This is a genomic window from Lewinella sp. 4G2 (assembly GCF_001625015.1).
GTDB lineage: Bacteria > Bacteroidota > Bacteroidia > Chitinophagales > Saprospiraceae > Neolewinella.
This window is the reverse complement of sequence record NZ_LVWJ02000011.1, coordinates 60,132-74,435: the sequence shown is the minus strand read 5'-3', so window position 1 is coordinate 74,435 and position 14,304 is coordinate 60,132. Positions and strand designations below refer to the sequence as shown.

General features: G+C 53.7%; 7 protein-coding genes. 3 read left to right on the top strand and 4 right to left on the bottom strand.

Translation table 11 applies throughout. The features are described 5' to 3' along the window. Window positions 1-67: 67 nt before the first annotated feature. Entirely contained in the window at window positions 68-1,903 is a 1,836-nt protein-coding gene (uvrC, locus tag A3850_RS00350) for an excinuclease ABC subunit UvrC (RefSeq protein WP_068212688.1), read from the top strand. A gap of 36 nt (window positions 1,904-1,939) precedes the next feature. Here uvrC and A3850_RS00345 read toward each other — a convergent pair whose 3' ends face one another. The 4 genes from A3850_RS00345 to gldA all read right to left on the bottom strand — a co-directional run bounded on the left by A3850_RS00345 (window position 1,940) and on the right by gldA (window position 5,497). After that, window positions 1,940-2,947: a hypothetical protein gene (locus A3850_RS00345; protein WP_157500778.1), complete on the bottom strand. Its 1,008-nt coding sequence runs from the start codon at window positions 2,945-2,947 to the stop codon at window positions 1,940-1,942. Window positions 2,948-3,103: 156 nt separating this feature from the next. Next, entirely contained in the window at window positions 3,104-3,835 is a 732-nt protein-coding gene (gene gldF / locus A3850_RS00340) for a gliding motility-associated ABC transporter permease subunit GldF (protein ID WP_068212684.1), read from the bottom strand. A 40-nt stretch (window positions 3,836-3,875) separates the two neighbouring features. Further along, window positions 3,876-4,532: a hypothetical protein gene (locus A3850_RS00335; protein ID WP_157500776.1), complete on the bottom strand. Its 657-nt coding sequence runs from the start codon at window positions 4,530-4,532 to the stop codon at window positions 3,876-3,878. Window positions 4,533-4,576: 44 nt separating this feature from the next. Beyond that, window positions 4,577-5,497 (bottom strand): gliding motility-associated ABC transporter ATP-binding subunit GldA, encoded by a 921-nt coding sequence (gene gldA / locus A3850_RS00330; RefSeq protein WP_068212678.1) that lies wholly within the window; start codon window positions 5,495-5,497, stop codon window positions 4,577-4,579. Window positions 5,498-5,701: 204 nt separating this feature from the next. Here gldA and pgi point away from each other — a divergent pair, with 204 nt between their 5' ends. Continuing rightward, complete coding sequence (pgi, locus tag A3850_RS00325) at window positions 5,702-7,357, top strand: glucose-6-phosphate isomerase (RefSeq protein ID WP_068212675.1); 1,656 nt, start codon at window positions 5,702-5,704, stop codon at window positions 7,355-7,357. A 592-nt stretch (window positions 7,358-7,949) separates the two neighbouring features. Then, window positions 7,950-14,303, top strand: a complete 6,354-nt coding sequence (locus A3850_RS00320; protein ID WP_197493954.1) for a hypothetical protein — start codon at window positions 7,950-7,952, stop codon at window positions 14,301-14,303. Window position 14,304: the final 1 nt, after the last annotated feature.

Here is a 14,304-nt window from a genome sequence, read left to right as displayed (position 1 = left end):
GCCACAAATTGTATAATTCGGTTGGGATTAATTCAACACATCCACCACGGATGCGTTCCCCTGGGGCATGAAGACGGAAGATTTTAAAGCCATCGCCGATACGGTACCCAAGCAGCCTGGCGTGTACCGGTTCATCGGGCCGGATGATACTATTTTGTACGTAGGTAAAGCCAAGGTGCTGCGCAACCGGGTCGCCAGCTACTTCGGGGAGCGTAAGGACCGTCTCCACCGCACGCGCATCATGGTCAAGAACGCCGCCCGGCTCGAGTTCACCATCGTGGAGACGGAAGCAGACGCGCTACTGCTAGAAAATGCACTGATCAAGACCCATCAGCCCCGGTACAACATCAACCTGAAGGACGATAAGAATTACTCCTACATCTGCATCAAGAATGAGCGCTTCCCCCGCGTCTTCATCACCCGCCAGGTGCGGCGGGATGGCTCGCAATACTTTGGCCCTTACACCAGCAAGGGTAGACTAAAGATCATTCTCGATCTCATCAAACAACTGTTCCCGTTACGTACCTGCAACCTGAATCTGAGCCAGGATAACATCGAAGCGGGCAAGTTCAAGGTCTGCCTCGAATACCACATCAAGAATTGCGAGGGGCCCTGCGTGGGGGAGGAAAGCGAGGAGAATTACAATGAAAAGATCGACCAGGTCCGCAACATCCTGAAGGGCAACTTTGCCGAAGTCCGCCGTCACTTCGAAGCCCGCATGACGGAACTCGCCGAGGAAATGGAATTTGAACGGGCCGCTCAAATTCAGGAGAAACTTAAGAGCTTCAAGAATTACCAGGCCAAATCGCAGATCGTCAGCATTACCATTCGGGATGTCGACGTCTTCGGAATGGCCGTCGACACCGAACACAACGAGGCTTTCCTGAACTACATCAAGATCGTCAACGGTGCCATAATCCATACCACGACGCAGGAGATTGAAATGAACCTGGACGATGACGAAGAGAGCCTCCTGACCTACGCCATCCCCGAATTGCGGGATCGCTTCAACAGTATCGCACCGGAAGTTATTCTCGATCACGACCTGGAACTCCCCGGTGTCGACGCGGCGGTAACCGTTCCAAAAATTGGCGACAAGCGCAAATTGCTCGATCTGAGCGTCAAGAATGCGAAGTACATGCTCCTTCAGCGTAAGAAGCAGCGCATAAACAATGCCAACCGCCAGACCCCAGCTGAGCGAGTACTTCGGACCTTGCAGTCCGACCTGCAAATGGACGAGCTACCCATGCACATCGAGTGTTTCGATAACTCCAATATTCAGGGGACCAATCCGGCGAGTGCCTGTGTGGTCTTCAAGAATGGTAAACCGAGCAAGAAAGACTACCGCCACTACAACATCAAGACCGTCGTCGGGCCAGATGATTTCGCGAGTATGACGGAGGTCGTCCACCGCCGCTACCGCCGGTTACTGGACGAAGGGGAACCCTTGCCCCAACTCGTTATCATTGACGGCGGCAAAGGCCAGCTCAGCCACGCCATGGAAAGTGTTGACCTCTTAGGTTTACGTGGGAAGATGGTTGTAGTAGGTATCGCCAAACGCCTGGAGGAGATCTACTTCCCGAACGATACGGTGCCCCTGCACATCAATAAAAAATCTGAATCCCTCCGGCTGATCCAGCAGTGTCGGGACGAGGCCCACCGTTTTTCTCTCCGCCATCACCGCAACAAGCGCAGTCTGGGTATGGTGGGGACGGAACTACACAAGATTCCCGGCATCGGTGATAAAACAGTGCAGAAACTGATGGCCCACTTCGGTAGCCCCAAAAAGGTGCAAAACGCGCTGGCTTCTGAAATTGCGGAGGTGACCAACTTGAGCACGGCGAAGAAGATCATCGAATACTACCGGCGCAAATCCATCATGGAGGATTCGAACACCAAGTAGCGCCAATTCAGGCTAGGGTTGCTTGTTAGTAGGAACCTAGAAGTTCAGCAGGCGGGTGTAGATGCCGTCGCGTAAGCTGTCGATGCTGGAATTATCCAGGGCCACGTTCTCCAGGGAGGTGCGCGTGGTGCTGGTTACCAGACCGAGGCCACCCTCCAGATTGGTGTAGGTGGGGGTAACCTGAGAAGAAGTGATCCCCTGATTCGCGTTATCGAGTTGGCGGCGCTCGACGATCTCCTCACCTGCGGCTACCACGTTGATGTCCATCCCTAAAAAGCGACGGCGGAGATTATCATCAGGCTCCAGGTTCTCCCCCAGGAATCGGTAAAAGGCTTCATTATCGATGCGGATCGTCACGAAACGTCCGGACTCCTCGTCATCGCCGGGGATGTATTCATTATTTACCATCCACTCCAGCTCGACTTCCTGGGTCAGCGCGGGATCGTTAAGGTTGATCTCATTGATCTTAAATACTACACTCACGGCGTAGGCCGCCGCGTTGTCTCCCTTAGACCAGGTGACGTTCAGGGAACGGCGGTAGTCGTCAATCACGGCAAAGGGCTCCACAGGGCGGGTAATTTCAATCTCCCGCAGCATGGAAGTCTCTGCCACCGCATCCGTCTCCCCAGGCCGGCGGACGATCAGGTTGATCTCGTCGCCACCACGGAGCTCCAGATCTCCGTCCTCCAGGGTATACAGGATGTTGGGCGAGGTAGCGAAGACGCCATCTTCACGGTCCAGACCGAAGTCCTCTCCGTTGACGCGCATTAATTCCGTGCTATCGTTGCGCGTTAGATTGCGTAGGATCACCATGGCGTCGTTCTCCCCGTAAAAGATAGAATCCGCAATGGCCGCGTTTTGGTTAGCGTCACCACCCGCCTCCAGGAAAGCCTTCTGGACCCGCACGAAGTGGCGATCATCATCGGCGTCCAGGAAGGCATAAGCCGTTGGGACATCCTGAAAATCACCCTCCAGGCTGAAGTCATCCTTACACGAAAAGAGGAGGCCGGCAACGAGGGTACAGAGTAAAAGGCGGTTTAACATAGGTTGGCTGGGCTGGGAAACCACGTTGGATTTCGAATCTTATAATTTCAACGGCAAAGGTACTACCGTCAGTAGACAATTATTTAACGGTAGGACTGGCAGAAAAGTAAGCTGACGTACGCAGCGCAAGTTCTTTAGCCGTAAACCGCCACGCTGCTACCACTTACGCCGCTCCAGACTGATGACGGTGAGGAGAATGAAGAACGCGGTCAACGAAACGAAATAGATTACGTCGCGGCTGTCAATCAGACCCCGGCCCAAACTGTGGAAATGTTGCTGCATCCCCAGCCCGGCGATGAAATTCTCCCCATTCAGGAAAAAGATCGGTAGGCTCGCCACGAGGCTGAAACCAAAGTAGAGGAAGAAGGACAGCGCCAGGGCCAATAGAAAACTGACGATTTGGTTACTCGTTAGCGAACTCGCAAACAACCCAATGCTCACGAAGGCCATGGCCAGAAAGACCAAACCAATGTAACTTCCAATCGTCCCACCCGCATCGATATTACCCACCGGAGAGCCAAGTTGGTACACGGTATAGTAGTAGAGTAGGGTGGGGAGTAACGCGATGAGGACCAGCCCGAGGCAGGCCAGGAATTTCCCCAGCACGATTTCAATATCCTTCAGCGGCCTGGTGACAAGCAGTTCGATGGCTCCCGTCTGCCGTTCCTCCGCGAAGGCCCGCATACAGATGGCCGGGATAATGAAAGTGAGGATGTTGGGCGCCAGTGAGAAGAAGGGCCCGAGACTCGCGTAGCCAAAGTTAAGCAGGCTTGTATCCGGGAAAACAAACATGAACAGGCCCGTCACCAACAGGAAAACTCCAATCACCAGGTAACCGATGAGGCTACTGAAAAATGAATTGATCTCCTTGCGAAAAATGGCTAGCATAATAATTGGCTTGAAACTTAAAGCTTTGCAGCGGGACGGCTCACTCCGGCCGCAGCAGGGTAGGGTAGCGCTCATTGTACAACCGCACCGCACGGTCGAGGTACTCATCGGTCACCTCCGGCAACTCACGCAGCGCCTGGCTGAGTTCCTTGTCTTCAGACATGGACACCATTAGACTTTCTTGCTCTTTCCGAAAAAGGCGACCACTCGGGAAGTGGAGGACCTTATGCATCACCACGTTCTTTTCCCGCTCTACCCAGGCTTCCCGAAAGGCGTACCCATTCGCCGGGTTGTAGGCCTTCATCAGTTGGCGCGTGGTTACCACCGTATCGAACGCAATGGTAGAGAGCGTTCCCACCAAGCGTAAACCGGTGAACTCGTAAAAATTGCGCGCCACATTACGTTGTACGAATAGGTAAAGCTCACCGTCCAGCCCAATCGCGTAAGGCATCATCCCCGGGTCAAGGGTAGCGTCCTTGTACTGGTAACCCTCAATCTGAACCCGGTAGGCTTCTGGTAGCTGGACCATTTCCCCGTTAATGGCCTCCCAGCCCAGGTCCGGTTGGACGGCCAGTACGGCTGCGTGGCTCAGGTAGATCCCGTCCGGGAAAGAGAAGTCCGCAGTAAGCTTGGTCTGGCTCATCAACGAAGAGGCGCAAGCCAGTAGGAAGAGGAAAGGGAGTAAGCGTAGAGTCATGCGCTAAAGGGTTGTCCGCGGCGGCGAATGGTTGGTTAAGCCGATTAAGCGGTCGCTTTACTGGTGAGGGCGCGGAATACTTCCTCCACGCTGAGGTCTTCTTGCCGCATGGCGAGCAGCACCAGTGAGTTCGCTACGGCAAAGTGGAATACTTCCGCCCGTGCGTCGGCCTTCCCCTCCAGGTAAAGGCGGTAGGTGAAGGGGCTATCCTGATTTTCCACTTTGGTGACACCCTGAATGCCGTTCAGTCGTTGCTGGTCCACCTCCTTATCGAAGGAAACGATCAGGGAGGAACCTCCACTGAGGCGTCGCTTCAACATCTCGATTGGGTCATCAGCAACGAGGCGGCCGCGGTCAATGATGATCACCCGATCGCAAAGGGCCTGGACCTCCTGCATGATGTGGGTACTGAAGATAACCGTTTTTTCTTTCCCCAATTGCTTGATGAGCTGTCGGATCTCCGCCAGTTGGTTCGGGTCCAACCCGGAGGTTGGCTCGTCGAGGATCAGCACCTTTGGGTCGTGGAGCATCGCCTGAGCGAGGCCAACCCGTTGGCGGTAGCCTTTGGAAAGGGCTCCGATCTGCTTGTGGGCTTCGCGGCCCAGGCCGGTCATGTCTACCAATTCTTCAATCCTCCGTTTGGCGCTTGGCACCTTGTTGGCATTGGCGGCAAACTGGAGGTACTCCCGCACGTACATGTCCTTATATAAAGGATTGTGCTCCGGCAAGTAGCCTACCTGCCGGCGGACGGCCAGGCTGTCGGTCTCCACGTCGTGGCCACAGACTGAGGCTTTCCCCGCGCTCTGGCTGAGGTAGCAGGTCAGAATCTTCATCGTGGTCGTCTTCCCGGCGCCGTTGGGCCCGAGGAAACCGAGGATCTGCCCGGGGTGGGCCTCGAAGGAGATATTATCCACGGCCCGTTGGTCGCCGTAGATCTTGGTCAGGTTCTGTACGCTTACACTCATTGGGGTTGGGGCGGAAAGTAAAGGTGCAAAGCTAACGATCAATTCCTTGTTGGCATTGCGCTCTATCCTCCGTCTAAGAATGCCCATTGCGTGGCTGTTGCACCTTAGCCTGGGGACCGGTAAATCCCATTTCTTCGCACCCGCGGCAGCGCACAAAAATTGACTAAGTTTGTTGCCCTAGCCACAGACCGCAAAAATTGACCCATGTTACCCGCAATTGACCCCACCCAAACCCTCGCCTGGAAAGAACTAGAAATGCACGCCCACGAAATGGAAGCGCGGCACATGAAGGACCTCTTCGCGCAGGACCCCCAACGTTTCGAGCACTTCAGCCAGACTTTCGAGGACATCTTACTGGACTACTCCAAAAACATCATCACCCAGGAAACCCTGGATACGCTGTACCGGCTGGCCGAAGAATGTGGCGTGAAGGAGGCCATTGAGAAGATGTTTTCGGGGGAAACGATCAACGGGACGGAAGGCCGCGCCGTACTGCACGTCGCGCTGCGCAATCGTGGAGAAGGCAAGATTCTGGTCGACGGAGAAGACGTGATGCCCGACGTAAAAGATACGCTGAGCCGGATGAAAACCTTCTCCGAAAAGGTCATCAGTGGCGACCATACTGGCTACACCGGTAAGAAGTTGACGCAGGTCGTCAACATCGGCATCGGTGGTTCCGATCTCGGCCCGGTAATGGTTACCGAAGCCCTGAAACCTTACTGGATCGAAGGCCGCGAAGTCTACTTCGTCTCCAACATCGACGGCACCCACCTCTCCGAGGTGCTGAAAAAGGTTGACCCGGAAATGACCCTGTTCCTGGTAGCTTCCAAAACCTTTACGACCCAAGAAACGATGACCAACGCGCGGTCCGCCCGCGACTGGTTCTACGCACAGGGTGGCGCTGAAAAAGACGTGGCCAAGCACTTCGCGGCGTTGAGCACCAACATCGATGGCGCTCAGGAATTCGGGATTGATGCCAACAACATTTTTGGCTTCTGGGACTGGGTAGGCGGCCGCTACTCCCTTTCTAGCGCAATTGGTATGAGTATCGCGCTGACGGTCGGGTACGACAACTTTGAAGGTTTGTTGGACGGTATGTACAGCATGGACGAGCACTTCCGCCACGCGCCCCTCGAAGAAAACTTGCCTACTAAGCTGGCGCTCATCGGTATCTGGTACACCAATTTCTTTGGTGCGGAAACAGAGGCCATCTTGCCCTACGACCAGTATTTGCACCGCTTCCCGGCCTACTTCCAGCAGGGCAACATGGAATCTAACGGAAAATCGGTGGACCGCAACGGTAACCCGGTCGACTACGAAACCGGGCCCATCATCTGGGGCGAGCCGGGAACCAATGGCCAGCACGCATTCTACCAGTTAATCCACCAGGGTACCCGGCTGATCCCGTGCGACTTCATCGCCCCCGCCATCAGCCACAACCCCCTGGGTGACCACCACGCCATCCTGCTCAGCAACTTCTTTGCGCAGACGGAAGCACTCATGAATGGCAAGACGGCCCATCAGGTCAGTGCAGAGCTACGGGATGCCGGCAAGAGCGACGCGGAAATTGCTGAACTGGTCCCCTTTAAGGTCTTTGACGGCAACCGCCCCACTAACTCGCTGCTGGTAAAAAAGATCACGCCCTACGTACTCGGCCAATTGATCGCCCTCTACGAACATAAAATTTTCGTCCAGGGCATCATCTGGAACATCTACAGTTTCGACCAGTGGGGCGTTGAGTTAGGTAAACAACTTGCGAAGGCCATCCTTCCCGAGTTAACTGATGACGAGGCCGTGACCAGCCACGATAGCAGCACGAATGGACTGATTGGAGCGTATAAGCAGTGGCGGAAGGGTTGAGCAAATTAAGCTGCTAGACAGTTCTTCGCTCGTTTCGGGTCAGGGATTTTAGACGTTAGATTTTAGATCTTAGACCAGGGAGGTATCTAAGATCTAAGGTCTAACTCCTAGCATTTTGAAACGGGCGCTGCCGCGGGTGCTAAGAAAATGGAAGGGGCTGAATGGGATAGGTGCTAGTGTTACCAAAGAGAAGCTACAGCCTGAATTCCTACTTCCAAAGGTTGAAAATGATGGGAGTCCGAGCTTGAATGCTACTAAACTTTCGGGGTAGGATGTAAGCACCCGGTCGCCGCGTGTCCAAAATCTAACCTCTAAAATCTAACGTCTCCCACGCAGGGGAAGTGCTTTGTAGTTAGGGCGTCACTTTGTACTTTTGGTACGCAGGTTTTACCCATAGTGTAAGTACGACCGCCTGCCGACCTTATACTCATACCTTTTCTACTCTGTAACTTACTGGTTCACAGCACTCTACAATTTATAATTGTAACTCATGAATTTACGTCCACAAGCTTTTAGGCTCCTCTCCTGTTGGGCCTTTCTCCTTCTTATTTGTGCCTCCACTAACCTGCGGGCGGAAAATTTTGGGGGATTCTTGCCTGAATCCGTCCTTTCTCAGGAGCGATCTAACGAAGAATTGGCGTCAGAACACCCTTTCGTCACGATGCCTTCCGTAACGTTGGCGAGTGGTGAAGTAGTGTTCACGGCACCCTTTTTGTCACCGGACCCCAACCAACTCCGCATCATCGACCTCCGCGGAACGGATTGCTACCCGGTGCCGGACGCACTTGAGGTTTGTGGTGCAGCCGATACGACCTGTATCCTCCTCTTTACGAAAAGCGAGGACCCACTATTGGACATCGAACTGACGCTGCTCTTCGACGAAGGGCTTGAGTACGGTGGCTTCGCCGAAATCCCCGAAGGTGACGACGCTGTCTTCCCCAGTTCCGAAACGGACCTGCGGGAAATTTCCGTTCAAAACCCCGAAGCACCAAGCTTCTTGATCTCTTCAGTGAGCCGCGATAGTGGCGCCGTTTACGTTTGTTTCGGTATCCGCGCGGAGTGTGGCTCGGATTTGGAGGCCAATCCACCAAATATTACTTATCAGTGGGAGTACACCAGCGCCGCTGGAGTAGCTTGTGAAGGAGAGTATACCGCACCGGAGTCTTACGGTGGCGACGTGGCTATTCCGCGGGTACAGTTTACGGCCCCATTACCTGGTCTCGTTGAACTTGGTCTACCGGGCAATGACGCCTGTCAGGCGATCACGGTGACTAATTCTGGATTAAACAGTGGTGCAACCGGATTCATCTTCACCGCTGATAATTATGGTTTTGATGAAGGTATTACGATTACGCGTGTTGTTTATGATGGTGCTGACTTAGCAGAAGGCGCGGACTTTACTATCGACCCGGCCACCGGCCGCCTGGAGGCCAACGTTGATTTAAGTGATGACCCGCTCATGTTCAACGAGACGGATGCAATCACCGTCTGTTACACTTTTGAAGAGTGTTACCCCGACATTGACTTCAGCCCAATTTACACAGTCGTGAGCGCTTGTGACGGTGAAGTGTGTACTGGCCCGGCCGACGTTAACGAGACGGCTACCGTTGGCAACACCTTTAATCTGCCCGGTTTCTTAACAATAGAATACGACCGCACTGCGGTAGAGGCCGACGATATGGAGTTTCCTCAAGATGGACTACCTAATGTATGTGCGGATGCACCCTACGTATTTGACGTAAACATTGGTACTACTAACGATGACGAAGTGATCGGTGAGATCCGGGATCTGATCATCACTTTGCGTGCATGTGCATCTACAACGTTTGCTTTAGATCGCATCCTCGTATTGGATGCAGATGGCAACGAGCAAGGAACGTTACCAGAGTCTACAATTCGCCGTTTCACCGCAGATGAATTTAACGCTCAAGGTGTCGCCACCGCCAACGTTGCGGGTACCATTCGAATTGATCTTCGTGGTAATTCTGCGCTGACCAATACCACCCTTCAGGATCTCGACGGCGATGGGAACTTTGACGACCTCGCGGCTGGTGATATGTTCACCCTACGTTACTTCTATGAGATCACCTGCGATGCTGAAGACAGCGCTACGCCACCCGCAGCTGGCAGTAACCAGGATTGCCAGATCAACGAAGTCCGTGTAGACGGTCGTCGTGGTTGTGGTACTCGTGGAACAAACGCGCGCGATACAAATACGGGGGCACCGGAGTTCAACGCTACTTCTACCTCGTCCTTTGTTAACGGCACGGATGATCTGGCCGGTACTTTGGAGGGATACAATTTTGGATTCATCGGGCGTAACGAAACGAACGGATGTAATGTGCCGCTTGTAAGTACCCGCAATCTGCGTTTTCAGTATAACCTTGGTCCTAATCCATTAACTGAATGTCCCAACAATGATGGCGAGGCAAATGGGGTATTTTCGTTCGTAGGTACCCCTCAGTTGACGGACGACATAGTCATCACCAACATCAACTTTGAAACCGGAGGTGTAGTAACGCCAATTGCTGATGCTGACACCGCGTTGATTTATACCGAGGAAGGGTTAACCTTTACCATTGAAGGACCTGCGGGTTCAGCGGCTGAAGGGCAGGATAATTTCTTCACTTTTGATGTGACGTTGGACACGAATTACTGTTCCCCCCTCCAAATTCTCATTTTGGCAGGGTCTATTTCATCAACCTGTCCTACTGGTGACTGTGCTTGTAGCCCAACCCTTACGGGATCCTCCAGTAATTTGCAAGCAAACCCCGATGACTGTGACTGTGACTGCTACCTCGACACTCAAGTATTCGGCCGACGGATAAGCCGTGGATTTACGGATGATACCCGCTCCACGCTGGTACCGGAAATCGATACCCTTGACCCTCAGGGTAAAAACGTACTAGCGGGCGATACCATCGAACTGACTACGCTGTGGCGCATCCAAGATCAAGCTGCCATGAGCTCCCGATTTGCCGGAGAATTAGGCGGTACAGGCAACGATTTCCGTCAAATTGGTTTTGAAACTAACATGGAGATTCCCGGCAACCGTAACTGGAATGCAGCTGATAATTTTCCTACGGTCTTAGACCACCAACTAACTCGCTTACAGTCATTCACCTTAATTCGGGATGGGATGAGAATTGATATTGGTAGTCAATTTTCAGGTCTTGTAAACGGGCCAACAGGGCAAACGGGTGTGCTAGTCGCTGGTACCGAAGGAAGTGACCCTCGATTTGACAACACGTATGGCATAGGTGAGGTGTTTAATCCTGGCTTCCCTAATGGCGGATATACCTATAGTCGTGGTGGAGATAATAGCTTAGACCAGCGAGATGGTAAACGCCTGAGTCTTTTATTTCGTGGTGATCCAAGTCGAAATGGAGAACCCAATGCAGCCCAGAAGCTATTGGATGCCATTGGAGGAGAGTTTCTTCCTGGCGACGAATTTGAAGCCGTCTGGACTACTGTCTTAATTGATAACCCCGGACAGGTGGATATGGTGAACGGCGCTCCCAATCCAGAAATTCCGACAACATTTACTGGGTACTTCTTCGCGGAACAGTACTCCAACCGTGGCGCAAATATCTTTGCTGGAGTTTTTGAACAGGGTTGCCCTCAGATCCCTACGGTTTTCAATTTCTTTGATCCCCAAATTTCCGCTCAACCCAGAATTGAATACTCAGAAGATGGTTGTGATGCTGAAATCGCAATTCCATTCTTTAATGATGCTGTGCCCGCAGGTTGGTACCCAAATGAGGTGCGTCCCATCACCGGTATTGAGCAGATTGTACTAGATATATCTAGTCCCTACTACTTTAATGGTGGCGCTTTCGTGGATGTAATTGGACAGGATCCAATTCCGCTATTCGCTGATACCAGCACGGCGGTTGATTCCGCAATAGTCAGTGGTGTTCCCGCATTTGCACCCAACGCGGGGATTGGCCAAGTACGGTTTACGGACGCTGAGTTCGCGGATGGTGTCCGTGCGGATGGCTACGATAATTTCGACTTTGGCGAAGATGACGTGACCACGGTAGGAGGTAGTATTCCTCTGATTGCCGTAGGTGGCCCGACTACGGATAGTGTAGTCATTAGAGTCCCATTACTACGAGTGTGTGCGGACGAACCTCTGCCGACTCTTACGGCCACCTATTCTTGGGCTAATAAGCATCTTCCCGACTACGAATTCTTCCCCTACCGGCAACGTACTACCACAGGTGCCGGTTACTGGGATGGTAAGGTGAGAGATAACAACGGCGACGTAGTAGAGCCCGATCAAGGATTCTTAAACGGAACCCCTCGAGGTAATGTCCTACTATACTTCCCCTTCCAGCGTCTTCCCGATAATGACGCGGACGAGATCAACCCTCACCGGAGTATCGGCAACCAGGTCATGTACCAGATCATCAACGCTCCCGAACCCCAGTCGGCTACGCTGACGATTGCACCCGGTGGTGCACTGCAGGATGCACCGATGATGGATGAGGTTAATACCGCAACGGTCATTAATAACGACCCCGCCATTCCACTGGAAGGCGTAATCGCAATAACAGTCGGTAATGGTGCGGTGCTCAACGGCATCACCCGCGATAACGGTGACGACCTCATGTTCACCCAGGCGCTCGTTACGGATTCCAGCACTGTCTACGCCCTGGTAATCCCTCCCGGCCTTGCCGCCGGAGAAGCCTTCGTCTTCGATTTAGAGACTGATTTGGAGTTCTGTGCCGCCGCCGAAATTTGTGCCTTCCCCATCATCGGATGTAGCGACGACGCTGAGCAAGCCGCTGCTGCCTTCGTAGCCTTTATGCCCGATTGTGGCTCAACCGGCGAATGCTACCGCTACATCGGTGGCCAGGCCAATATCTCGACGAGCTACGACGAGCCAATGAGCGTGCCGCTGTGTACTGAAGAAGAGTTTGACATTCAGTTCTTCAACGACGGTACTTCTCCCATTGGCAATTTCAGCCCAGTAGTTTACATCCCCGAAGGGCTCGACGTAAGCAACTTTATGGGTAGCGTCACCGGTGGTGCCATGAGCGCGCTGGCTGACCCAACGAACGACCCAACCACTGATGCCGTCTTCGGCACCGGTAGCGTCTTCGACCAAGCAGAGATTAACGCACTCTTCGGCCCCGACGGATTCGAGCCCGGCCAGGTACTGACGATCACCTTCACGGCCGCAACGAGCTGTGACTTTACCTCCGGTGTACCCATTGTAAGCCGCCCTCGCGGTGACGCCGCTTGTGCAATCGACTACGAAGGTGACCTGGCCTTCAGCCAGAACATCGACGTAATGCTACCGGGTACCGAACCCGCCGTCTTCTTCCAGGTGGACGCCGACCAGGATCCACTATCGGTTAGCTGTTCCGAAGCTGGCGACGCCATCACCGTAACGGCAGCTAACGTCGGCAAGGCTGACATTGCCGAAGCCGAAATTTGTGTCCGCCTCCCCGCGGGCATCAGCCTCAACCTCGACAGCCTGATGGCAATCGCACCAACCGGCTACGAAGTTGAAGCGGGTGATATCACTACGACTGACATCAATTCTAGCGGTGATCAGCAACTCTGCTTCCCCGCTCCTGAACTGCCGCAAGGTGGCTTCGTCTGCCTCAAGATCCCATTTGTGGTGGGTGACTTGGATTGTGGCCCCTACTTCGTTGGCGCAACGGTAATCACGCGCATCGAAGTGACCTGTGCTACTTCCGGTGAAGTTTGTGAGATCCCCGTCAGCACAACGGATAATTTGTACTTCGAACTCGAGGTAGTTCCCGCCGTCACGGCCGAAGAGGCGACACTCAATGCCGCCTGTACGGACGTACCCGGCGTATTCGACGTTGATTTCACTTTCGACTTCACCGCCGAAAGCGACGACTTCGACGACGACGTAACGCTGAGCCTCTTTACTGACGTAGATGGCGACGGTGAACTGGACCGCGACATTGATCGAATGGTGAGTACCGAGCAAGTCCAAGCAGTTATGTTAGAGAAAGACGCTACGGAAACCTTCATGGGCACCTTCACCGGTGTAGATCAGGCAGATATCTGTCCGCTTCTCCTCGTGATCGAAGCCGATGGTTGTACCTGTTCTGAATCCGTACTTCCCTTCCCCGAGGTACTGCCCGACTTCCTGGACGACCTGGGTGACAACGTAGTACTCTGCCCCGGCGAGCCCTTCACCTTTGGTGGCCTGTGTGCGGACCTCAACTACGCCTTCGAACCCGTTAGCGCCGGAACGGTGACGGTTGATGAGATGACGAATGAGGTGACGGTAAGCCTGAACCCTGGCTTCGGTGAGGACGCTCCCGTTCCGCTGAACATCACGGGTGCTTTCGGTTCCTGTAGCCTGGAGAAATCCATCGGCTTCTCTTCCGTACCCGATCTGGACTTCGGTCCCTACGATTACGCGGTATGTAATATGGGATCGCAGGTAGTTGACCTCAACATCCCGCAGGCCCTGCAGGAAGACATCACCGTTGAGATCATCAACCCCGTTGGTATCGAAAACCCTAACAGCGTTGAGCCGGTCATTACCGATCTGCAGCAGGACATGAGCTACGATGTAGAATTCTCCTTCAACGACGGCCAGTGTATGGGAACCTCCACGCTGAACATCACCGTCGAGGAAGCCGTGATGGCCGAATTGACGGACTTCACGGGCTGTACGACGGGCTTTAATTTGGGCGAACAGATCCAGTTGACGCCAGCCGATGCAAGCGGTGAGTTCCAGAGCCTGGGTGATGGTGAGTTTGTTACTGACGGCACGGTTCCCGGTAGGGCGCGGTACATCCCTGGCCCACGGGACATCGAAGCTGGTTTTGTGAACTTGCGTTTCGTTGGTGACGAGCAGCCTGGCCCCTGTGGTCCGGTGGTAGCGCGTACCGTAGCGACGATCCTGCTGGTTGATTGTGGCAGCTTCTTCTGGGACGGTAGCCGTGACTAGA